Origin of the sequence: Chitinophaga rhizosphaerae (assembly GCF_003958645.1) — a bacterium.
Classification (GTDB): Bacteria; Bacteroidota; Bacteroidia; order Chitinophagales; family Chitinophagaceae; genus Chitinophaga; species Chitinophaga rhizosphaerae.
Genome location: NZ_RXLO01000010.1, coordinates 117,047 through 142,610, shown reverse-complemented (window position 1 = coordinate 142,610; position 25,564 = coordinate 117,047). Strand labels below are relative to the sequence as shown.

General features: G+C 47.8%; 15 protein-coding genes. 14 read left to right on the top strand and 1 reads right to left on the bottom strand.

What is annotated here, in order from left to right; all coding sequences use genetic code 11:
• Positions 1–9: 9 nt before the first annotated feature.
• The 14 genes from EJ361_RS21130 (at position 10) to EJ361_RS21065 (ending at position 23,966) form a co-directional block, all read left to right on the top strand.
• Entirely contained in the window at positions 10–888 is an 879-nt protein-coding gene (locus EJ361_RS21130; RefSeq protein WP_126248036.1) for a DUF4138 domain-containing protein, read from the top strand.
• Positions 889–946: 58 nt separating this feature from the next.
• The gene (locus tag EJ361_RS21125; RefSeq protein WP_126248034.1) at positions 947–1,810 is read left to right on the top strand and encodes a hypothetical protein; all 864 of its coding nucleotides are present in this window, start codon (positions 947–949) and stop codon (positions 1,808–1,810) included.
• A gap of 66 nt (positions 1,811–1,876) precedes the next feature.
• On the top strand, positions 1,877–3,022 hold the full coding sequence (locus tag EJ361_RS21120; RefSeq protein ID WP_126248032.1) for a hypothetical protein: 1,146 nt from the start codon (positions 1,877–1,879) through the stop codon (positions 3,020–3,022).
• 152 nt (positions 3,023–3,174) lie between these two features.
• Positions 3,175–5,151 carry a hypothetical protein gene (locus EJ361_RS21115; protein ID WP_164714351.1) on the top strand — a complete coding sequence of 659 codons (1,977 nt, stop codon included), beginning with the start codon at positions 3,175–3,177 and terminating at the stop codon, positions 5,149–5,151.
• Between the two features lie 44 nt (positions 5,152–5,195).
• Positions 5,196–5,735 carry a hypothetical protein gene (locus EJ361_RS21110; protein ID WP_126248028.1) on the top strand — a complete coding sequence of 180 codons (540 nt, stop codon included), beginning with the start codon at positions 5,196–5,198 and terminating at the stop codon, positions 5,733–5,735.
• Between the two features lie 18 nt (positions 5,736–5,753).
• Complete coding sequence (locus EJ361_RS21105) at positions 5,754–7,754, top strand: hypothetical protein (RefSeq protein ID WP_126248026.1); 2,001 nt, start codon at positions 5,754–5,756, stop codon at positions 7,752–7,754.
• Between the two features lie 153 nt (positions 7,755–7,907).
• Complete coding sequence (locus EJ361_RS21100) at positions 7,908–9,857, top strand: hypothetical protein (protein ID WP_126248024.1); 1,950 nt, start codon at positions 7,908–7,910, stop codon at positions 9,855–9,857.
• Between the two features lie 28 nt (positions 9,858–9,885).
• Positions 9,886–11,841 (top strand): hypothetical protein, encoded by a 1,956-nt coding sequence (locus EJ361_RS21095; protein WP_126248022.1) that lies wholly within the window; start codon positions 9,886–9,888, stop codon positions 11,839–11,841.
• A gap of 12 nt (positions 11,842–11,853) precedes the next feature.
• Positions 11,854–13,860, top strand: a complete 2,007-nt coding sequence (locus tag EJ361_RS21090) for a hypothetical protein (RefSeq protein ID WP_126248020.1) — start codon at positions 11,854–11,856, stop codon at positions 13,858–13,860.
• Between the two features lie 45 nt (positions 13,861–13,905).
• Entirely contained in the window at positions 13,906–15,879 is a 1,974-nt protein-coding gene (locus tag EJ361_RS21085) for a hypothetical protein (protein ID WP_126248018.1), read from the top strand.
• A 61-nt stretch (positions 15,880–15,940) separates the two neighbouring features.
• A complete protein-coding gene (locus EJ361_RS21080; protein ID WP_126248016.1) occupies positions 15,941–16,765 on the top strand; it encodes a DNA adenine methylase in 825 nt (274 codons plus the stop codon).
• A gap of 1,516 nt (positions 16,766–18,281) precedes the next feature.
• On the top strand, positions 18,282–21,008 hold the full coding sequence (locus EJ361_RS21075) for a hypothetical protein (protein ID WP_126248014.1): 2,727 nt from the start codon (positions 18,282–18,284) through the stop codon (positions 21,006–21,008).
• Positions 21,009–21,327: 319 nt separating this feature from the next.
• Positions 21,328–22,041, top strand: coding sequence for a LytR/AlgR family response regulator transcription factor (locus EJ361_RS21070; RefSeq protein ID WP_164714350.1), 714 nt, complete (start codon positions 21,328–21,330; stop codon positions 22,039–22,041).
• A gap of 8 nt (positions 22,042–22,049) precedes the next feature.
• A complete protein-coding gene (locus EJ361_RS21065; protein WP_126248010.1) occupies positions 22,050–23,966 on the top strand; it encodes a tetratricopeptide repeat-containing sensor histidine kinase in 1,917 nt (638 codons plus the stop codon).
• Here EJ361_RS21065 and EJ361_RS21060 read toward each other — a convergent pair.
• Positions 23,917–24,756: an RteC domain-containing protein gene (locus tag EJ361_RS21060; RefSeq protein ID WP_240646701.1), complete on the bottom strand. Its 840-nt coding sequence runs from the start codon at positions 24,754–24,756 to the stop codon at positions 23,917–23,919. The two genes, EJ361_RS21065 and EJ361_RS21060, sit on opposite strands and share 50 nt — an antisense overlap.
• Positions 24,757–25,564: the final 808 nt, after the last annotated feature.

The following is a 25,564-nucleotide window of genomic DNA, read 5'->3' as shown; positions in this document are numbered from 1 at the left end:
AAAATTAAAATGAACACGATTATGCTCACCCGCATTTTTCTATTTCTCTGTGCGATCGCATGTGCCTTGCACTCCGCAACAGCACAATCACCCTTTATCACCAGCGCTACAGAAGTGGTTACCACCCACATTGAATTGTCGACCCAGCGCACAACAGTTATTATATTACCTGCGGCTGTAGCCGAAAATGGGGTAGATCGCGGTAGCGCACAAATCCTCGCCAAGCCCGTGGATGGTGTCGGGAATGTGATTAAGGTGAAGGCCGCCTCTGACAGCCTGCAACCTACCAACCTCACCATATTTACGACCGACGGCAGGGTGTACCGTTTCGACGTTTCTTTCAGTTTGCACCCCGTCCGCGACTTTTTCGACTTCGCCAGCCAGCCGAGCCCGGCCGCTTCTCCCGCCGTTCGATTTCTGCCCAATCGAATGGATGACGCTTCAATCCTCAAAACGAGTGCTTTTATTACTGAACTCGGTGGCCACCGAAAAAGACCTGCCTCAAACAGCAACGGCGCCATGAAAATGAGGGTCCGCGGAATCTACCTCAGCCATGGCGTAATATTTTTCCAGCTGGGCATCTCTAATGGATCTGGCGTTCCATTTGAAATCGATTTTATCCGTTGCTATCAAAGAGATCGGCGCAAAATCAAACGGAAATCCCAAATGGAAAAGGAGGTTAAGCCGCTGTCAACCACCTACCAGAAAAACCCCATCATTGGGGCTTTTACACCCGGATATTCCATGGTTCTTGCTTTCGAGAAGTTCACAATAGCAGATGATAAATATTTCATGATCGAGGCTTTCGAGAAAAATGGTGACCGGCATCTTGCCATTAAGGTCGTAGGCGATGACATTCTGAAAGCCCAACCGATACTGGGACAATAGTGTTCGCCAGTCGCTTGGACCAGCGCTTCATTGGCTCATCTATAACAAACAGGTGTGTATGGAAAACAGAATCGAAAGGGAGGTCGACGCCTTTTGGCGGCTGCATCAGCAGGACCTCGATAGAAATCCCGACTTGGCAAATAGCCGACGCTTCTGGCGCAAAGAAGTCGAATTGTTGGATAACATTCTCAAAGATGCCCAAAAGCTACCTGACCTGAATGCTTTTGAGCGGGCTTCGCTGGCTACCCTCAAAGCCAACCGGGAAATCTTTGCCCAGAAGACAGGCTCGAATTATCTCATGCGAGGAGCGAGGCTGGCCGCCAAATCCGCTGGAATCGGCTTACATGCAACAAGCTCGATCCTGACCGGTACGCAGCGTATGATGGCCTTTGCCGCCCGTAGCATGCCTTGGCCCCTAGCTTTGCTCGTTCATGCGTTACGGATATTTCCTTCCGCCGGAGACTTTGCCCTCAAGAATACAGGGCGGCTGGTTGATTGGCTTACGAACAAATTATTACCAGGGCAGGGCCGAAGTTTCATTTCCCGATGGATTGACAAAAGACGGGCAGTCCCGAACAAGCCGGCTGCCCAGCGGCCACCATCTGTAAAAAAGGCAAAAAGAAGTTGGGGGCTGGGCAGGAATCGTGAAAAAAAGACCGCTAGCCAGCAGCCCCAAAGGCCTCCCGGCGTGACTCCAGATGCCCACCGCAGCAGAATCCTTCCCGATGATTTCCAGGACGGCCAGTCGGCTAACAGGTCCCAGCGTATCATCGGCAAAGCAGCACCGAACCCAGGTGGCAATAATGGTGACCTTGTGCTACCCCTGCGCAACGACGGCCCCGCTCAGCCTCCGCCCCGCCATACCTGGCATCGGGTACTGATGGACCCGCCCAGGGCAGAATCCTCGCCAAAACTCAGATAGGCGATGGCCGTGTCCCCATCCACCAACACAAGAGAAATCCATTTAAAACATTTAAAACTTTATTTTATGGCAGACAATCCCGTTGAGTGGCTTAGCAAAGAACACAAATTTGCAGGCTTCGAAATGATCAATGACCAGCTACAGTTGCAGGTAGCCGCCGGCATGACGGAATTCAAACTCGAGCACCAGGACCGATTCCATGCAACCAATGCAGAAGGGATGCTGGAGCACCGTATGGCTTTTACTATTCAATCGCGCATCCTGAACGAGAAGGGGTTTTACAATGGTTTTGATGCCACCATCGTAAAAAACATGCCCACAGACCTACAAATTGGCGATATATCTCTCAAGGAACTGGAAATACGGCTCCAGTCCCCTCCACAACCCTGGAATACGCCGGGCAGCCCAACTGCGGGCTACGAACAGATCCGGGCAAAATATGACCAGGAACTCACCGCAGACCTGATCAAGGTGCACGATACCGACCAGCGCCTTTTCTACAAACTCGTAGCCCTTTATCAATCTGTAATCGATCCGCTGTTGGCACCTGATCACCGGCAATCCGTAATGGATATCCTTAAGACAGAACTGGACGGGGACGTCCGCCGCCAGCGATTTTACAATAACCAGGCGATCACCCGCGTCGAAGCCTTCAACCTGCTGGATTCCGTCGATCGTCCCAGGGCCGTGCTCAAGCACTACAGGACAAACGATGAAACCAAGGACCAGCAGGAAACATATAGCCGGTGGCTGATCGTCAATTATGAAAAACCCGCCAACGAATACGGCACCCGCGAGCTGCGCAACTTTGGTGCCGGGTGGGGCTTTGATCACCGCAATGATATCTCCCGGTTTAACCTCGAATTTTCTGATGATAAACATTTCGAGCGTTTCTTGCGCGACATTGAAAAGGGGCACAAAGTAGGTGTGCCTCCCGTAGATAAAACAGAGCATGAGATGCTCTACTTCTACGTCAACATTCAACGCAAGACGTTTACCATTGAAGATGGGAGCGGAGAACTGGTCAAACACGACCGGTATCTGACCGAGATGGCAAAACAGGAGCGCTCTGAAAGAAATAGCAACACCCAAAACGTCCCTACCCGTGCCATCGGGCCGGCATCAGACAAATCCGATGACGATCAAAAAAAAAATGATCAGCGGGAAAGAATCGTAGGGCCGGATCGGGAACATCTCGGTCCCCGCAAATAGTGCCATATAATTACAGCTAACTGGCGGATACCTCTGGTAGGGTATCAACTCAAAGGAGGGAAGACGTCGGGAATTCCGATGCGTATGATCTTCCAATCACAGCGCCTACATCTCATTTATCAAATACTCAACGGCCGAATATGGAAAACGGAATGGAAAAAACACAGGAAAAACGGAGCGGTACCGGGCTCTATGATTACTTACCCTTTATGGCGAGCCGGCAAGACGGAGGCGACGAGGCGGCGCAAAACGTAAAGCCTGGAGAGTACGCCTATTTTTCGGTTACTATAGCGCTTTGTCATCTGTTAACAGCTGATATCGTCGGCATGGACCGGCGGGTCCGGCACGGGATGGTTAGTGATCACTATATTTTCGACCAAATGCATGACCGCTTTTATGGGCAAATCGTGGTTTACAGGCCTGGCAATGGAACCCAGCAGTTGGAAGGCTATGGCGTGTATTTTGAAAGCGATTTGCCGGCGACCAAGCTTCGGCTGGTTACCGGTATTCCCTTTGTCGGTTCAACTGACAACGACTCAAGCTGTTCCATACAGCTTGCCAGCTACAGCAATGATTTCAACCAGCTAGTACTGACCGAAAATTGCATTCTCTTGCAAGCGTGGGCTAGAGAATACCTGGCCACTTGCCATGCAGCTGATTATGGTATGAACTATCAACTGGTTTTTAAAGGAAAAACGGACTGGCACATGGACCAAAACCATTACGTTGAACATCATTATTACGAGTCACCATATCAGGCAGCCAAGCGATTGCTTCTGGAAGATGTCCGCATTTTCAATCCATATAGCAATAAAAGATTGGCAGACCGTACGCATGGCTGTGCTTACATTGTAGGGCCGACCAACGAACCACTGGCAACCATGCTCATTATGTCCATCGACGATGCTCCCGATGGGTATCCGTCTGCCGGAATTTATATCAGCGCTCCTTCTACGATTGAAGAATTCGCCGAAATTGCTAAAATTTACCTCGAGCCGTCGTATCAATATGACCCGGGCAGCCCTGTTTTGCTGCGTGCACACTTCAAATACGATAATGGGTATCAACTTATCGAACCCGAGGAACAACAGCAATTCATAAAGGAAGTGGCAAATGACCAGCACGTCCTTGACAAAGTCGTGCCCGTTCCTTACAATTTCAGCTGTCACTATGAATTCGATCGCAGCGCCGGGCGGAACTTTCTGTGGGGTTCAGACGACCACTATTACACCACGGTGGAAAGAGCACTGCTCAAATTAGTCACCTCCGACCTTTACATATGGAAGGATAGAAAAATTGACGCATACCGCCCCGTGATTGCCTCTCGCTTCGTTGTCAGACTGGATAATCAAACGCTTGCCGAGCTCCAACTTAAAACACGTGACCCGGAAGGGGATACTGAGATCATGCTAACCATGGAGCACAAGCTTGCTGCGGTAATGCCAACAACGTTCGCGGCGATACAAAGCACATTTGGCAGCTTGTTGATTAACGAAGGAAACTGTTACAGTCTCACTGTTGCCACTATCGACCCATTAGGGTTTATTAACTACTCGCCTAAGACATTTCCGGCGCTCCGGAGACTGCTCATCGAGGCAAGCGGATTGAAAATCGACCAGCATATGATGCTTGCCATGGTAAAGCCGGTACCACATCCACCCGGCGTCCCAACTTACGGCATTGAGCTTTTCTGGAACAAAATAATCGAATCAGGCCAAAAGCAAACGCACTTTATTCCCTGTCCATCCATTGACGCTGCCCATGACATGCTACTTCAATTTGATACGCAGTTCTTCCGTGTCAACCCAGACGCACCCGATGAGCCTTTCCTGTTATGTGCGAGCCTGGTGGATCGAACAACCCGAAATACGCTTGTCTCAAGATTTTACAAGGATGTGCAGGAATGCAACCTCAGGCCAGGGTTCTATCTGCAATACAATCACACTCAGGAACGGGCAATGCGGCTTGCCGACCAGGCACATAACCGCCTCCTGATTGAAAATGCGACGAGCGAGTACGTGCATACCTTCCGCCAAATTATCCAGGGACCCCAACAACTCGCCCGGTGTCACGCCCGGGAATTCCGCGAACTCGAACAACGGGACATGGGTAAGCGGACTGGCGTTTAGATTCGGCTTGGACCTGGTGTATACATAGACCAAATATTTTAACGATGGAAAGCGAGTATCATAGACAAAACCCATCAATTACAGATCTACCTGGGACCGAGCAGGCTGCCAGCGAACAAGGGGCGTTTCCACAGCGAGATGAATATTATCATGGAAATGATCCCGGCTCCGAAGCGTACGTGCTTACATTCAGATGGCAGAACGGTCGTCATATTGCCGAGGTCGTCCCTAACTTTCTCGAAATGCCAGACTTGGAGGTCATTGTAAATATCCTTTTCTTGCTTCCCCGGCGCTTTTTTGTGCCGAGCGACGCGCGTTGGATTCCGGCAGCCTTCGTATCAGCAGCCACCAGTAAAACGCCAGTAGCCTACAGATTTACCGAACAGAGTGGACATTCAGTACTTCCTGCAGGTCTTTATGCTGCGTTTAACCGAAATGTCGTTCGTTGGGAGCGACTTGCAATGCAACAAAAGGGACTTTCTTACTTTCGCGAGCTTGAAGACCTGGCGGTGTACCGGGATCATATAGTCGATTCGGCTTTGGACGCTCGAAAAACAAGCGGAATGGCAAGTGGTGATTTGTGACGTGCAAAATGCTTTTTTATGGAAAACGGATATTCCATCTATACATACAATCAGGGACCGGAAGGAGTTTATTCTCACCTTCCGTTTCGACTCGACACACCAAGTACCAAAGCGGGTCTCGGCGAACTTCTGCTGCAGGAGAAGTTTTATTTTTCATTGCAGGCCGCTGCTAGTGACCTGATTCTGGAAGGCTTGACATCCAGGCTCCATTCCATTAACGAGCTGCCTGAAAAATTTAATCTCCTGGGTACGGTTACCGACATTTTCACTGGCTCGCGCGTGCTATCCCTTGACGCATATGGACCGACAGGCAACCGCCCCAGGATCGCTCCCGGAATCTATCTGAATTGCGGCTATGATGTTGACTTTTTCGGCATGCTTTCCGGCATGCCCGTCCCGAACTCCGACCAAAATGGACACGGACGATGCGTCCTACTGGCCCACCTGGAAGAGGGAGCCCTCAAAACAACTGAATGGTACCAACAACTTCACCAATATGCGGTTGCAGACGTTACGGCGCGTGCATCGCTGCAGCAGGATTTTCCTTATCAGCTTTCTTTCAAGGGGAATAATATCAAGCTGGCGGAAGATGGTCATACCAAGTTACCCGTCAAACAATTTGTCGAGCATCACTACTTCTCTACCCTTCGTGGTGGCCTTTCACAGCTGATGCGTACCAACTTATACCGTTTTGATCAGCACTGCCCGGACAACCGAAATACGGTGCTATACCAGCACGCCTATATTAATCACCTTGACGAGGATCGCTTAGCCCATATTTTTGTTGTTCCCATAGGAACCAACTGTCCAGCGGGGATCTACCTGTCTAGCGGCCTGTCCATAGGGGGACTGGAGGAGGAGAGTGGCATCGACCTTTTTAAGTTGGCCCAATACGATCCCCAAAGCGACAACATCCGGCTCGCGTCCTATACTTACCGGGAGAAATACGCACTTGACGCACCCTTTCATATCTCAGGCATCTCTGCAACAGCTCTTCGACAGGACGAAACTACCGAGGCGCAGGGAACGGATTATGTCGTGCGAATCGAGTACATCCCAAATGCAACGGACCAAATGCAATACGTAGTTCGCGAAGCCAACGACTTTTACCACTGTGATAGCGTGGAGGGGGCGGTCTTAACATTACTCGACCTGCATGCCCAGCTATTTTTGGACGTGCCGGTAGCCACAGATATGGGGTACCACATCACTAAAGCATGCATCCAACATAAAGACGGGTCGCTTATAGCCCAAATGCAAGTGCAAGACTGTGTTAAACGGATGGAGCTAGCGCAATACACGCATACTACTGAGGAGCATCGACCAGAGCTTTCGCTGGTACTTTACGAAAACTCCTTGGTGCCCAAGCTGCTCTGGGAATTTGCCAGTGCAATTGCTGTGACCAACCCTGCACACGTCGCCAGGCAAAATGTTAGGATTGTCGCATTGTCAAGTGTAGATGATAACTATCATATGCAACCACTGGCTGGCAGGGAGCTACTTACAACTTTTGTCACTGGCAAACAGCCAAACCAACATGTCAAACGGGAAGGACAGGAGATAGAATCACCTGTTTTCAGGATCAAACAGGGCTGGACCGGACTTACTCCGCATGATCGAGACATTCAATACAGGGGCATGCTATTCTTTGACTTTGACACAGCCGTGGCGGTATTTGATGCTTTTAAGCCCGAACACTTCAGCACAGTGCGCCCCAATGCGGAAGAATCTGCACTCCGCGAGATAATATTGGAAGACGACACGAAGCAAATTGAAATTGGACGAAGTTTTAGGCTACAAGAGACAGTTGGCAATTTGCCACCTGGTATGTATCTGCAGTTTAACCTACTGCATCCCGATGGGCTACGTCGCGCGCTGGCGCATGAGAACATGACGGTAATGCCATCTGTTAACGGATCTATGAGCATCACCTTTCAAGTCACAGAATCCTTCATAGATCAAAGCTTCCAGCAAGCTAACGACAGACCGCTGGACAGACCACGTTCACTAGGGCTATAGATATAGCCCAGTATTGGCAAATGGGGAAAAAAGAACAACCCGCCCACCCAAAAAATACAGCAAACGCCGCATCCCACACTGCGGAACATTGCAGCCGTCACCTTCTACCGGTTAGATAATGGGCTCGGCTGCATCACCGTGTAAGATGCCCGTATGAATCAAAATGACCGCTTTCTGCTGTATATGCAGACAAAAAGTTGCCAACAGCCAGAGGTCCCAGCCGACGCTCCGACGCTTCAGTCTTGGCCTACTTTTCACGAGACGCTGGCCCGCCTGCTTGCCCAGCCGATGGACACGTTCGACCGACAAATCGCTTTAGGGCGCGGCCAAGAACATTTTATCGCCGAGGCGCATATCATCGATATGTTGAACGGGGAACGTCTGGCCACCCTCACACGGTTTAATAGCGACCGACCTGTCTATGGCAACACATTAGCATTTCTTGAAATCGCGGCTGAGGTACCACACCGTTTCTTTCATGATTTCAAGTTTGTCACAAAGGCGGGCGGAGGTACTCCGCTGCTGGTACCCTTGCTCGCACTGGATGAACAAGGAAAATTCCTGTATCCGACACCCGAATTTGACCACCTGGTCGGTCTTACTCTCAATAAGTACCTGGATCATCCACGCGTGGCCAATCCGAGTGAATGGCTGCTCACCTTGGTTGGAGAGCGGATAACCAATAACGAGCAAGCCCAAGGTCAAACTTCCACGGTATTGAGTCACTATTATCCAACCGAGGTAGAAGCACTATCGGCTGGAACGAAACTTTCCGGAACGGCATTTGACATGACCGCTGCACGTAAAGCTGGAGATCACTATTTTTTCGAATCCGCCAGCGTTCTACAATTGCCCTCCGAAAAATTGATTGCGGCCATACATCTGATACCGCTACCGCAAGAGGGTGACGATTGGACCGCCCAGGACGCAGGACGCATACTTTTTTACCAGGGAGAATCCAATCAGACATTGGAAGCGCTTGGCGTGCCTTCAGAAAACATTCACCTATCGATACCAGACACGACGATCATTAAACTGGACTACTGGAACACCGCGCGCCCACCTGTGCTCAAGCCCACACGGCTATATGAAGACATGCTCGAATACCAGGCTGGCCAGAGTCAGGCGAGTGCTCCGACCAGCCAATACGTGACATTCCTCCATGCAGATCCATGTGTATTTGATACGGCAACAGAACGCGTTGTCAAATTTGGGCCATCCAACGAAATATTCTACCACACGCAAGACCTGCCTTCTGCCTTTTCGCAACTTCCTTTCAGTAATCTGGGGGCCTTCGATTTTAACCTGGTTGATGGGGACGCTAAAGGTCATTATATCAAAAACTCAGGAATATTTTCAGAGAAAGGGGAAGTGTTACTCCAGCTGCAGTTACGCGAAGATACTTCACCACATCCGCAAGGGGTGTACATGTGTTATGCAGAGAAGCTATTCGAAGATCCATCGATGTCATCATTGGGTCTGGCCCCCTTGCTTGCCACCCACTCGTATCCTATAGATCATGAGCCAGGATTTCGAATGCTGCCCGTTGCTACCCGACTACGCCAAGATCTCGTTCCCACGGCGCTCTGTAAGCGTATGGACATTTCGGTGATGCTCCACCAGGCCTTTTTGCTTCAGGACGCCCGTCCACACTTAACGCTTCCGGTTCACCAGCTGATCAAAGCAGAACATCCATTCATTCTATCTGTGGGCTGGCAGCCCTTGGAAAACCCTATGCAACAAGCAAACCTTTTCCAATTCCAACGGGGTTTCTCGCTATTGGAACCGGCACTGTGTGGGTTGATCGAGATAAGGGACCGACTGTATGGCAACCGTGGTAAGGACAACGATGTGGCGCCAGTGTTTATCAAATCCGCTGCGGTTATCAGGGCCGCCACAGGGGAAAAACTTGTTGAAAAGTCATTTGATAGTGCACAAGGCGAGGTTACCACCTGGTGCACCAAGGAAAACCTTTCGAGTCGGGAACAACTGATCATCGATCATTTGTTTAAGCCTCCTGCTCAAAAAGAAGGCATCCCCATTACTCAACGTGAACGGCGGATCATGCCGCCACAAGCAAAAGGACAGCAAAACAAGCACTGATTTTCACCATTTACATTTCCTCCAACATATGCAACAAGCAAAACAACGATATCTGCTCCTGGTAGAATATGCCGACGCAGCGATGGGCCAGCAAGGAGCAACTTCGTCCTATTACCTGAACGCAGGCTCTACTGCCCTGGGCGCGCTGTTGCCGCTCTTTTCGATTTCGATCGATCAATTCCATCCTGATGCAGCACTGCTCCGTGATCAAAAGACGTTTGTGCGCAATGCAACATTACTTGACCTATTCACGGGCAAGCCGGTTGTATCGACTATTTATAAACAACACGGCGAAAAACGCCCATTTGAAGATGTTCACCTGGTACTCGAGCGCGGCGTGAGTCCCGTAATACTTCATTTGAATAAAGAGGCATTTGGGCATCGTGCCTCCCTGGACGAACCAGCAGTGGCAGATCTCGTTAAATGGGATCTGTCAGGAGAGTTTTTAGTGCAGTCACCGCTCTACAAGGCCCTTTTTAGGCTGTGCCTTCAACATGGCATATCTGAGACTGAGCCACTGGTACCTTATTTCTTCCAAACCCAATACCAAGGTGTAGATGTTTCCAAGCTAGAGCAGACCAGGACTCTGGCGATTGGGCACATGGCAACCATCACCCATCTGTTCCCGTCTATTAAGGAAGCTACCTTACAGCTCATACTAACCCCACCCGCCGCATTCGATCCAGAGGGAATCACCACCAGATATGGTAGGTTTCATTACACCATTGGGACGCTTATTGACAATGTGCGCGAAGACCTACAGTTGGCAAAGCTATCTCCATACCCACTGCCTACCACCATACTTCCAGCAGGAACCGTACTGCCAGTGCAATACCTCTCATTTAATGAAAGGGTAGGGCACGCATTAGCGAGCTTGGGCATACAGGGTCCATACGCCAGAACACTCGACGGTGATCTCTGCCTGCCCATCGACCAGGTCATAGTTGGCCCTCTCAAACAATATGTGCCCAGCGCACATTTTGCCGGCCATCGCCAGCGCCTTGCCAGCGAGTTCGGCTTGACAAGCCCTTCCAAATCCTTCGAAGTGGTGGTTCAAAGTGAGGTACTCCTTCCTGCTGCAGTGGAGCAGTCTGCCCAGGCTTCGGTAATCGACCTGCAGCACTTGCATACCGATAAGCTCATGCTTGCTTTATTTGAAGCATTGGTCTATCAAGCTGCAAATTTCGGTCCGGAGCGTACCCGCGCCAATGAAGCACGCATCCTGCAAATTGAAATTCTGGATCAGAACAAACAATCCTTCCTGCGAATCTATTCGGAACAAACCGTAAACAACGAATTACAGCTGATGCTGGCTATCTCGGATAATATGGTCGACCATCCCGATTTGCAACATTACCCGCTTAAGGCGCTTTTGTCAGCTGGGGAAAGGAAGGGCGATGGCCTTCGACACATTCAGGTGGGCCATTGCGAAAATGATAAGATGATAGCAATACCTTCCTTTGAAGCCCTTAGCGACCAGGTTACTGCCAGCTATGTCTGCAAAGAGCTCCGGGAGCGTCCCCAACTCCAAAAAGACTCTCGAATTGGGCAGCTAAACAGTCCTTATCTTATCTCATTTTGCTGGGAATTGGAAACGCCCCTCCCTGTTAGCGGCCTACCAATAATCGTATCCACCATGCCGGTTCAGGATCCACTGAAAGGAATTGCAGAAATCGATCGACTGAACCCTGATCTGTTTTTCGGCAAAGAGCTTTCCAATCAGGATATCCCCCTGAAACTGGCCACCGCATCCCTTTGGTGGCGATCTGAAACTACCCAACAGCTGCTTTTTCAAAAACGTCCCGATGTCAAATACCCTGACCAATTGGTTCATGCGCTGAATGGCCAGGACAGCGAAGCGGTGGTTGCCTTCAAGATCCTGATCGGGGAGCAACACCTGGCCGCCGCAACTCAACGATTTAAAGCGCCGCCACCGCCAAGAGCGCAACATAAGCTCGGCGATCAGCCGGGGTTACGTCCCTAACCCTTAGCCTGAATGACAGATAATAATTTAGAATCGCAAACCTTATTCCTTATGCTAATTGAACCGCAATACCTATTCTATCTTCATTACGCTTCCGTTCAATCGCAAGTGGATCAAGATAGTTGGCTTACAGAAGCCAAGCCCTGTGCCGACTTGTGGAGATGTATAAATGAAATCGGCGCTATCCCGCTAGATCAGCTCCATCCCGAGACGGCAGCTGCCCAGGGATACGAGCGTTTTGTGATCCGGATGGAAATCATCCGGCTCTCCAACGGAGATCACGAGGGTTCCCTGATCGTTCTGCCCCACAGCACCGGTGAAATGGCCCGCAACGCGGGCTTACTAGTTCGAGGTGAATTAGCGGAACTGGTCAAACATCTGGGAATCCCGTTTGAGCATACGATGAGAGACGATCAGTCCCACTATATCACAATTGCCGGCCGTCTCGGCGATGCGGACTATTTCGCGTTTTCCCGGGCTTTTTGCACCCTGGTTCAAAATGCATTCGCACAAATGCAAAAGCCAGACGCCTGGCCGTTTCCTGAAACTCACCTTTTGTCGCTTAAAACTTTCGATCTCCGGGAGGTTATCGTAGGAGAGGACGGTCTTATTAATCGGCCTATCGAGCGGCAGTTCTTCGTAAACTCTCCAGCTGAAGCCCTGGCAAAGCTCCTAATGCTTCCTAGCGGCGGATTTGATGAAAAAACGGCGAGGGATCTGGGATTTGACCACTACTGGTTCGAAGCCTCTATTCACAAACAGGATGAACTGGCGCCAATTGCTTTTACCGTAAATCATAAGCCACCAAGAGAAAAATGGACGCTGTCCGACGAAAAAAATGCCGGCAGATTGTTGGTGTTTGAAAGTGCTCTGACAGATGTCGTGGAACAAATCGGTTTACAAGTCACACGGCCCGACGGGGCTAATCCCAATGTTGTAGTTCGGCTGGATGAATGGAATGTCGATTCCGATCATCTCGAACCTACGGACGAAACAAAAGCGATAGTTGCCAATTTGCCCATTGTTCACGCCGATTTACTGGCGCCTACCCGCTTTACCTCCATGCAAACGTTTTCCTTCGATCATCTCGGCTCCAAGCTCGGTATCGAAGGAATAATAGCCCTGAAACAGCACATTGGTTCTTCAGATGACCTCCAGCCGTTGCTTTTCCGACTCTTGGCGGCAGATCATACCAGCTTTGATCTCAATACTGCCAAAAAACTGGATGATCCGCATCAAATAACAGGCGCTATGATTTTGGACAATGAAGGGAACATCCTGTTCCAAATGGGAACCCATAATCAAGTGTTGCCAGGTGCCAAGCCAGGCATTTACATGGGGGTTTCACCAGTCTTACTCCAAGAAAAGTCTCTGCAGGCACTGGCACCTCAACAATTGACGCTAGACCAAGGAGGCGCCTGGATAGAAGGCGGAGACCTCCGATACGCCAAAATTGCAGACCTCACTAGTCCTTCCATATACATCTCACCGGGCTTTGGCCGGTTTTCCCTTATGCTCGAGTCGAAATACATTTCCTCGCTGCTGGAAAAATTCCCAGAAAGGGCACTCTACGATCCATCGGCTACACTACGTGCTGCTGCATACTACGTCGAACTGGAATGGAAACTGACCCATCCCGGCACACAAAACATTGAATTGTTCGTGCATCACATTCCTTGTGACAATCCAAATGATGCCTTCAAAACTGCCAACGACCATCGGTCCCTTTTCCGAAACCGTCGCTCGCTCATTGACTTTGAATTGAGCGCTATCAGCGTACTGCAACAAATTGATCGGGCCCCAGTGCTAACCATCTTCTCCGATATTGGCAATCCCTCCGTATCGGCACTTCTGGTCGATAAAGCTGCCATGAGTCCTGCCTGTGAGGCGGCATATGATCAATTCCTCAAAACACTCAATGTTGTGGCGGAAGTCAAAGCCGCAATCTTGGCCGCATCACGATCAGCAAGAGAATTTCGGGGGGATGACGAAAAGAAAGGACCTGGCCTACGTCCTTAAATCCCAACACACCTTCCCAACTGACTCAATACCAAAATCAATTCTATGCCGCAACCCATTTATGATTTTATGCTGAATATACACTTTGCACCAACGCCTCGAGGTGAAGGCCAAATAGCCCCTCCTCCGCGTTTTACACCATGCTGGTCAATTGCCAGAGGCCTGCTGGAGATGTTTCGCATGCCAGTATACCAACTCCACCCTATTTCTGCGCATGCCCGAAAAATGGAATACCATGTTAGCGAAGTCTTGGTTTGGGATATGCGAAATGCAAGTATTGCAGCAAAAATCGTAATCGAACCTGAACCCAATAACGGTCGGCCAGCCGTATATATTTACTTAAATGAAGCATATGCACTTGCATCAGTACTCGGAATTCAGGACGAAAAAGAGATTCGACGTCATGAAGGCTGGTTTCAAATCCCTATATTGAACCGCGGTATGGAAAACGGGAGCTTGGTGTTTACAGGGAACTTGGATACAATACTTGGAACAGCGTTGGGCACTTACATTCCCCCTGATTACTTAATAGATAGCTCCAGATGCTGTGTATTATTTAGCGGACACCAACTTGGCGCTTCCAGTATCGACGGAGAGGGGATAAACACGCAAGCCGTTTCGTTTCTCCATTATTTTGACCGACCCATTGAGGCATTGGACTATCTAATGAAGCAACCATCAGAAAGCTTCATTCAATCCACCGCCTTGGACAAGAATTTACCTTACCTATTCGAGAAGGCCGGAATCCTGAGCTGGACAGATCCTCCTGTTATGCTTGCTACCATGTTTACAGTAGAAGAGCCCGCTTCGCCAGATGCCAGGATAGAAGATGGTAGCGGCCGCTACATCACATTTAAAAGAGATGCAATAAATGATTTTGTGGAAGTGGACATTGTAAGAAGAGAGTCAGTAAGCATTGGTAATCAGATGATCCTTCGACTCGATCGGTGGAGAGCCGGGGAGGCCATCGAACTGCAACCAACCCGAGCGAGCGAATTGATACAGGAACAGCTACGTTTTGCCAGTGTCCGTTCATTGTCACAAAAGAATTTTAGATGTGAGTCAACAGAAGTTGGTCGCCTGGCCATTAAGGCTACCAATAATCGGCATGCTAGCGAACTATCCTACCGCTACGAAATCCTACATACTGACAGCATCCAGGAAGCGTTTGCAGAATTATTGCGCAGGCCGCTACCTACCTATGTAGGCAATCCTTCAGACTTGAAACCCGGAGAGCATATCTCCGGCGAGGCATATGTTCTTGATCAGGAGGGAAGAACAATATTTGGGGTTATGCCCCATCCGCGTTCCAACGATATCCGCGATGGGCTCTGGCTGGCGGTCCATCCAGACTGGCTCTTTAACCCCGCGCTTTTGCCAATTGTGCCAGGGCATCTAGCGGAGACTATCGTTAAGCCACACATCGAAGGTGACAGGTACCTTTTTCAAATCGCCCATTATATAGATGGCCAGCTGGAACGAACAAATAGCTTTCGAAATCTGGACATACTGGTGTCCATAAATTTCCTAACAGCAAAGGTGGATGCACAACCAGAAATTGCCACGGTCCCTGTACCCGATTCCCTGGGAAGAATATATCATGTGGACCTCAATTGGCACCTTCAACAGCCCAACGGGGACCAGACTTTCTTCAAATCAAGGATGGGCTTTGATGACGCCGGACAGGCGGCAGATTTTTTCCACTTTGGGATTCAGTCCGATTATTTCACAGGCAGGGCGTTGCAGTCCATTGGCGTTAAAGCAGAGTTGCTGTACGCCACACTCGGCTACGGGGATCGGAAGCTGGCGGCCATAAAAGGCTTTGACAAGGAAAAGCCTGATATGCACCCCATAAAATACCTGTGGCGGGGCATGCCAGCTCCGCTTCAAAATGCCCTAAAAGCTGCTCGTAGCAAATACCAAAGTAGGTTGCCGCAGGACATCAATGATCAACGTGCCCGTATTCTTGATCCTGACAAAGTATCCAAGGGGAACAGGCCTCCGAAGAAAGGCTCTTGATTGTACATAACTTCAAATCAGCCCACCACCCAATCGCACACGCGTTTAAACTGGAATTGTGATGAAAAGCCTTCTGACGTACTATGGTGGCAAACAAAAACTCGCTCCACTCATCAATGGCCTTATTCCGCCACATCAGCTCTATTGTGAGCCATTTGTCGGCGGCGCCGCCGTCTTTTGGTATAAACGACCTTCAGAAGTAGAGGTACTCAACGATGCGAACGGCGAGTTGATGAATTTCTACCAGGTAGTTAAACAAAATTATAATGGGCTCATGGCACAAATAGACGCGACCCTGCATCATCGCAGGCAACACATTCACGCATGGGTGATTTATTTAAATCCGGAACTGTTCAGTCCCGCGCAACGGGCCTGGGCCATTTGGGTCCTGGCCACGCAATCATTTGCCGCCCGGCTGGATGGTTCTTGGGGCTTTGACCTTGCCGCCAACGTAACTACCAATAAGATCTTTAACAGCCGTGACGAGTTTACCCGATTATACGCCGCCAGGCTCGAAAAAGTTCAGCTCGAGAGCAAGGACGCACTTTATATTATTCGAAGCCGCGATACGGAAAAGAGTTTCTTTTATTGCGACCCGCCTTACTATAATAGCGATATGGGCCATTATAAAGGTTATTCGAAACGGGATTTCTTTGCGCTGCTAAAGACGCTTTCCGAGATCAGGGGCAAATTCCTGTTGAGCAGCTATCCATCCCAGGTATTGTCTGCTTTTGTCAAACGATACGATTGGAACCAGCAAAGCATTGAGCAAACGGTGTCGGTAAATGCTAAGAGCGGTAACCCCAAGATCAAAACCGAGGTACTCACCGCCAATTATCCCTTGGAACCTCATGCAAATCAGCTCTTGCTCTTTGGCGATTATTAAAACGTCGTTACCTCAATACATCTTCTTGGGCCGAAGTGGAGGCGGGCGCTGCTGGAGAGCATCCCGACCGAGTAATAGGCCAAGCAAGGGAGCCATCCCCGGGGTCCGAGCATCGCGCGGGCCCCTTGTTTTTTTGCAACCACCGTTCCCGGGAATTAGAGCATATCAAAACAACAAAAAACGAGTAAGAAGCGGGCGTACGACGATGGTTTTTCGATTGGGTATGGCTCGTATTTTCCTGCATTGCAGGTTTCGGCTCGGAAGGATGTGAAAAATGCTATAAATAGGTGTATATCAGCATAATTAGCTATGATAAATTTTGATATATAATTTTTTTTGTAGTCTTATATATTGGTGTCCCGCCATAAAAGGATACCACATTTTAAAAAATGAATTTCGAAGAAAGTAAAAAATTTTACGTGAATATACCCTCAAAAGGTGCGGTGTACGAAGTCACGCCAGGTTGTTGCGTGTTGAAGGTTGTTTACGGGGGTGAACAACTAGGTATTTGGGGTCAGAATGATGACGAAGACAATCGCAGGATCCTTAATTCCTGGGACCTGGAATGCAGGTGCGATTTGAAAACCCCAGTGGTTGTAGTAAGTAAGGAATATTTTAGGGAAAAGTATGATTATGTTCTTTCCCGCAATGACAATGCGGCGTAGTTAACCACTCAGGACCATTCTCCACAGCCGCTAGTAAGTTCCCCATATTCAATCTGTACTGCTCCATTCATTTGCGGCGATGCGTTACATACTCTAATTATTGATTCAACGAAGTTTCTCGACAAACGTATTTGTCGGAGATGGCTGCTTACTAGCAACCCCTTTGCTTGGGAGGTAGTGAGTGTTTTTTTCGTTTGTACACCCGCCTCCTGTGGAAAGCGGTGCGGCCAGGCAGGCGCGACTCCATATAATGTTACGGGTGAGTATTTTTATAATCCCGATCTATAGGACGGGCTTTGCTATTTAATCTCTATTAAAAAGGCCTGGTTCCCGGTCGATATTGATAAAAATTAAGAAAAAGAGGATATTTCGTAAATACTCGGTTTCCTTTGATCGTAATCTCTACCGATTGCCTACATTCGAACTGCGTTCAATATTGGACGTGTTTTAACTTTGTCTTTGCTCTCTACACTAAGCAAACAGCAACAAAGAGAAACGGATTGAAAAATGCCTTGACCCTGCTGAATGGAAAACAGCAGGGCTTTTTCATTACGTAAAACTAGCGGCCAATTTATTACGGTTACAATGCCCGAGACGATTCAAATGGGTACTCAGTTCTCTCACTCATAAGACCACAGGGACGAATACCGCGATTTGCTCTGCTGGTGAGTTACATATAAGCTCCATAAATTCATAGTGGATGCGAGACCTCCCCAGACAGTTAGTGTACCGATTTTTGTATATTGTATTCTCATTTTATCAGTTGTGTTTACCTAAACCGTGGCATTCATAGTATGTTTCATATTTCCATTGACACCAATACCTTAAGGCGATTAGTTAATCCGACGAAAATGGATATCAATCTTGCCCAATTCAAATATTGGATGGAGCAAAAGGATATCGAGCATTTGACACCAGATCCACTATTCGAAGAGTGGTTTAACAAGCACCGAGAAGTAACAAGAGGAAAAGCCAAGGGCGCACGTCACACCAATGCAGGAATGAACGCAAGTAGCAAAGAGGACGCCGAGCAATTTAATGATGGTGCAGAGTCTGCTGCTGAAGATTCATATCAATATTTTGTTGATAGCCAGATTACAATTATCGATGCTTTATTGAATTCCAGTCCTGTGGTACGGAATTTTGGTAATGTCCTTGAACGAATCACTGAACTTGAGAAATCTAAAGCAAGCCCTTTCTATCACAGAAATCGTGAAAAATCTAACAAAAATGATGCGCTTATCATATTCCTTGCATTAGAGTATTGTAAGCAAGCAAATATCTCAGAGTTCGTTTTCCTTTCGGGCAATACTGAAGAATTTGCGTCACAAGACGACAAATCGAAAATTCACCCCAATATCGCAAAGGAGTATCCCGACATTAACATTCACTATTTTAAGGAAGCCAAGGATGCGGTGGAGTTTCTTCAAAAAAAGGGGTTAAAATTGGTAGATCAATTCAAACGCCGACCAAAGAAAGTTGCAAAATTCATAAACATTGACGAAGATATTCACCTAGTCGATCAATTGCATCAATACTTTGAAGCACGTTTTGACCAGTGGAATTATCTCCCAAAAGCTTACTGGACAAAACATTATCCCTTTGTCGTGGGTCCTCATGAGATTAGCTATAACCAACCATTTACTCTCGGAACAGACAATCCGCAGCTTTATGCTTTATTGAAGGGACTAGTACCAAGTCCACTGGGATACAACTCGGCTATTTCTTTGGATGGAGTGCAGGATGCGCAGACAAAGATTTATGTGTTGCTAAAGCAGTTGGCCAACAATGGAGCATTCTTTGTCAGTTTTGGTGATGAAGATAACATCAGATTGCAGCTTCGACAGGACAACAATAGCTGTCTTTGTCATGATTGCAGGTGGCGTCGATTTGACATTTCCGTGATGTTATCACAAATCGACTTTAAAAGCGATGATCTGGCGATGATGATGGATTTGGGGTATTCTGCCTACAAACTCGGGCATTACAAAAAATCACTAGAACTGTTTGTACATTGCCGCCGTTTGGCCATGAAGAAGAAAAAATACCTAATTCAATTTATTGCCGAACTCAATTTGACTACGCTTGTCCGAGTGGTCAGCCTTTCCAATTCGGAGCAAGATCGTGACAATATGCTCAAGGTTGTGCCCAACTTTGACATAGAAACGACTATTCCGATGCTTCCCAATCATGACCAGGCGCTCGCACAGAAACTTTTTAATGATCAATTCTTAGATGTGGCGGCATTGGTTGTAGAGCGTGAAGCAGGAAGACTCCGGCGTTATCATCGTGGAGATGGATTCCCCTCCACAAACTCCATTCAGTACCTCGTTGAAGCAGTCAGGGATACTAGGGAATTCTTCGTCAAAAACTGCATCGTATACGATGATTACATGCCCTTTAGATCACTTTTTGAACCGTTTTTTGAAGCCTTAATAGCGTCATTCACGACGAAAGGCGTCGCAACCATGAGGATAGCGAATCTGTCGGATGTTGATCTGGAAATGGTTATTGAAATGGGAAACCGGCGAACTATACGAAGCGTCCTGGAACATTATGAAGTCAACAAACTTCCTTACCAACGATTTTATAAAATGGGCTTCGCAAACCGGTTTCAAAGACTAGTCGATGAACTGATTTCCTCCAAAAACTCATCTAGTCAGCCCTGGCCGACTAAATTGATTAGAAAAACGCATGTTTATTTTGAGAACATGCTTATGTTAGCATGCTATCTGGAGCTCAATCCCATGGAAGTAGAAAGTATGAGCAAGGATATTTTGCGGTTCTTGAACCAATTGGATGACAGCAGGCTATTGACGACTCTCAGACAAGATTTATTGCAGTTTGTTGGCCACAACGCATTGAACATGCCTGAAGATCTACACTTAGCATTTTATAAGCTAGGAATAAGGAACCAGCGCTTGCGGGATGAAGGTTTTCTGCAAAGTCTTTGTTCCACCTACAAAGTACTCGGCATTCAATGTTTTTTCCCAACAGACATCATCGAAGAAGCTTTCAACGCACTCGAGGCGTCTACAGCCACAGAATGGAACGATGGTATAGAGGGATTAATCTGTATTTTAAAGGGCCAACCAGAAACTATGGAACGTTTACACACATGTGTTTTAAGGCGCTTGAAAGTATCTTTTAGCGCCGACTTCTATTACGATGTATCAATGTACGTTGATAATCTACCGAAAGAGTATGAGGATGAATACGTCAAAAGAACAGGAGCCTACATTCAGTCTTTACCTGCGCCAGTAATGGAATTTGGAGATGGTACTGATTTTGATCCACGGATTGACCGGTTCCTCAATTTTATATTTATGAAACAGGGTGTCATCAGTGATGCCGTTAAATCAGCTATTGTAAGGCGTGGTATTTACTATGATTGGCTTTTGAACCTAGACAGCTTCGACTATACTCACTTTAAGGTTTCATGGATCGATCATCATTTCACGGTTTACTATAAAAGGTACTTTAGGACAAGTAAAAAACTTCTCGACCACTTCAAAGAGGAACTTAAGCGTTTTTATTCGAAGGAATATAGCTACGCATATTGCCTTTTATCCATTTGAACGTATAGTAAGCCATTTTTTGCTTTTGTGTGGTTGAATATCAGATGTTTAGGGGTAAGTCAAGATCGGTTTCTCAAGCGCGCATCACGTTTTTTTTTGACAATTATATTAGATTTTTATTGATAATTTACGTTTGTGCAAGATAGTTGGTACTAAGTAGGAAGCCCGTGTGTGTTCCCCGATTCCGAAGTCATTTTAACAGCGGCTCTTAGTTATTGTAACGTGGTGAATCCCCTAAAGTACTGCGTGCCTATGCTTGTTGTTCCGTTTTATTATAGACAGTGTCCCCATGCACCGAAAGCCTATACGAGTTGTGATCGTGGAAGATCAACGCGCCCTCGCTGTGCACCTACGCGACCTCATTGATAATGAGCCAGGCTATTGCTGTGTTGCTATCGCCCATTCAACTGCCGAAGCCACCTTGATTATTCCAGCTGCAGCGCCGGATCTCGTCATTATGGACATAGAGCTTGGCGATGGCGATGCATTTGATATTCTGGATTCATTACAGCCCATCAGTTTTGGACTAATCTTTGCCACAGCCTACAAGGACTATGCTATAAAAGCCATAAAAGTAGGCGCTTTGGACTATTTGCTCAAGCCCATTGAGCGGTCGGACTTGCAAGTCGCTCTTGCAAAATTTGATTACGCTATTCCCCAAAAAGAACAACTGGAAGTGGCCACTCGACAATTACGAAATGTAAGAGATATAGGTCGTTTGGCGATAAAAAGCGAGGGGGTGGTTAGAATACTCCCCATCAGCGAAATCACTTATTTGCAAAGTGGCGATGGTACTCGCTTTTATATGAGGGACAGCCGAAGTTTTTTTACACCCAAAATTATTAAGGACTTTGAAGAGTTGATGCCGGCAGATATGTTTTACCGTATTCATGCTTCTTTTCTGGTTAATCTGCAGCAAGCTGACTTCTTCCGACCTCCCGACGAACTTGTACTATTCAATGGAGCAGTGATACCTGTGGCTGCCAGGCGCAAAGATGGGCTACTCAATTATCTCTTCACAAATACAAAATAGCCGATACTATGAAAGCTTTATCCTTTTGCATTTTGTCGGTGCTGCTGGCAGCCTGCGGCCAATATACTGGGGACAGGTATGCCGGCGTGAAGGATGACTCAGTCTATACGAGCCTTTTGCAGAGAATGTCAGGTCTAGGGGAAGACTTTGATATTCCCTCGGCGGTGAAGATGCTGGACAGCGCATTTGTGCTGATGGAACGAGTTGAACCAGTAAAAAAGTCCTTTTTCCTATCTTACAAGGCGTTTCTTTACGCAACAGCAGGAAAGACCGACAGCGCCAGGTATTACAACGCACTCGCTGCTGAGATAAACCGCAGCCGAAAACCCATAGATTCAGCCCATGCCTTTGAGCTGCTAGCACAATATCAGATTTATTTAATGGAAAGCAGAGTTGATAGCGCAATGATACTAGCGCCACAGCTATACGAATACTCCGACAAATACCGGCCAAACCAGATGATGGATGTTCTCAACCGACTAGTTAATCTGTATCTGCAGGCGGGAGATACGGCCAACATACGGCAGTATATCGATCGAGGGCTGGCCATGGCTCGCGCTCCGATCGCCCGCTCAACGTTTAGAACGTACCTTATGGTATATCTTGACCAGACGGGTAAGTCTGATTCAGCCTTGGCGGTTTTCAAGGACATCATCACAGACAGCACAGGGCTAGATCCATTTAGAAAGGGTGTAAATTATTCGAATCTTGCAGATTTCTTCTCACGTAGAGGGGATATAGGTGCCGGCATCCAGGCGCAAGAAAAAGGCATTGCATATTTTCGCTCCATAGGCGTTTTTGAACCGACCCCATATGGCAACATGGCGTCCCTTATGCTTCAAAACGGCGATAAACGGAAAGCGCAATCCTTCCTGGACTCCGCAGTGCTGTTCGCCCAAAAGTTGCAAATGTTTGGTGACGCAGCACAATACAGCGAACAGGGCGCCGACCTGATGTCTGCTGAAGGCAAAAATCAGGCGGCCGCTGACTATTTACGTCAAGCTATCAGCTACTATCAACAAAGGGACAGTGCAAATGCCGCTGTCAAGATCCAGCAAGTCGAAATCAGATTGAAAAATCAGCAAATCGAAAACCTCGCGATTTCCCGTCGAGCTGCCGAAGCCACCGCCCAACGTCGAGCCATAACTGTCGTCGCACTTGCCGGCTTCCTTTTGCTGGGCACCATAATTACCCTGCTCTTGCTTCGACGCCAGCGAATGGCTAAGGCCCTGGCCCAAGCCCAACAGGAGCAAAAGATCCTGCGCCTGCAGATGGAGCCACACTTTATCTTTAATGTTTTAGCACAAGTAATTACCTTGATTCACAACGGCCTAACAGAAAAGGCAATCGCCTATCTTGGGCGGTTTTCGAAGTTGCTTCGGCTTGTTTTAGTAACGACACGCAGACCCAGCGTGCGCCTTGTGGACGAAATCGAAGCACTGGAAGCTTATTTGTATCTCCAACAGGTCAACCTTGACGGTGACTTCATCTACCAAATCCAGGTGTATGACGGCTACGAAGAGGATGAAGTAAGTATCCCGCCCATGATCATTCAGCCATTCGTCGAAAATGCTATAAACCATGGCGTCCGACGCAGATCTGGAGGTGGTGGCCTTGTGAAAATTGGCATAGACAGGGGGGCTCACTCGATCTCGTGCCGGATAGAGGACAACGGACCTGGGCTAGTGGCACGGCAAGGAAACCCCGAAAAGGAGTCGTTATCCACTCAAATTACGCGTGACCGCCTTGTTCTCCTTAGCAGACAAACTGGCACGGCCTCATCAATTCATATCACGGATATATCAGCTGACAGCAAGACCGGAGTCCTGGTAGAACTGGTCATTGCCGCTACAGATTCCGGAGCACCTCAGGTTATCAAAGCGCATGCTCATCATCATAGTCATATTTGGCAACCGCCACTTTGATGAGGTGATTGAGAAAAGCACATTGGTCCTTTTTACGCATACGGTTGTCTTCATTTGTAGCATAAATATTAGAAAATTTTATGCCGAAACTCCGTTCGAAGTGGCTGGCGACTTTCCGTATATCTTGCTTTTTGCGGTTAAAGACGCCTGCCTCGTTGAGGGCATACAAGAGTTCGGTGGCCTCCGCCTGGGTACCCGTCCAAATTAATTTGTCTTCCTGGCGCCTTGCCGGATCCCAGCTGAGATCTTCAAGAATTGTATTTAGATACATCGACAGCAGTTCCATGGCAAAGAAGTGCGCGAATAAGTTACTTTTCCTAGTGTGGTAGCGGTTATCCATCACGATAGTTACACCATCGAACCGAGGCTCTTCCAAATGCTCGTCACGGGAAAAATAATATTTATCCAGGTGGGTATACTCCATTCTGTAATACAAATGCGATTCTGCATGTTCCCGGTAAAATTGTTCGATCGATACAAGGTGACTTTTAAAGAAAGACCTCCTTTCTTCGATATCCGAAACCGGAGCAAGCTGCATGATCGAGCTGAGCCGCACGTAATAAATCAACCGCCCCTCCAACTGTGGCTGCTGGCTTTTGAAAAAATGGATTTCTTCCGATAGATCGGCGAACGTGTAGCCATCTAAAGCAGATTGAAGGTCTTTAACGGCGGCCTGGCTTAACTCTGCGCACCGGATAATGGAAGGTAGCTCGGCTTGCTGCGTGATGTCTATTGCGTCAAGTGCTGTTAAGAGCGTTTCGAGGATTTGATTGACAGTTTGGTTAATCATTTTCAAGGGTGTGGATTAGAAATTGAAGTTTACGCTGATTGTGTGATCACATATGCGAAACTACCCAATAGAAGAAATGGTTTTTCGTTTTAGTAAACTAGGCAAAAAGCCACCATGCGAGTACCATGGCGGATTACAGTACCATATTTTGCCGATGCGATATTTTAGGTGGTCGCCAAAGCGGATAAACGTAACTGTGAAAAAATTATCGTCCCGATTTTCGGGATTTTCGTGGCTTTGTGAAGGACAATCGATTAAAAGAAAATGGAGAGACCGACTGTCCCTCCAATGCCCATTTTCTGCTCATTTTCCCCATTAACCATTACCTGTGCTGTTAATGTGAGCATTGAATGGGTAAATAAACCAACTCAGATGATATAATATTGACTATTTTAAATGACATTCACATAATTTAAGTTAATAATCACTCATCTCAAAGCTTCCCACCACCTAAACGGCGTGCTTTTCGGAACTTAGCCAGGCCAACAAGTGCGGCGGAGAATTCAGCCTGGTTGGAAGGAGCCAGGGACTCGATGAACAATCTGTAGCTTATCGCCCCTTCGGGACAGCAGATATCCCAAGTTTTCCGCTCCGCCTTCCATTTGACCGGGCCATAAAAGTCGCTACTAAGGCTACAGGATACGATGGTTGCTGTAACGTGGCATGCTTCAACTTCAACCGAGCCCGAGGGATTCTTCGAACCCATACTTAAGTTGTTGGAGATTTTATACTCTTTAGGGGTTGAAGCAGAATAGGATTAATACAATAAATATTGAAATCAATAATTATATTAATTTTCATTCTTCAA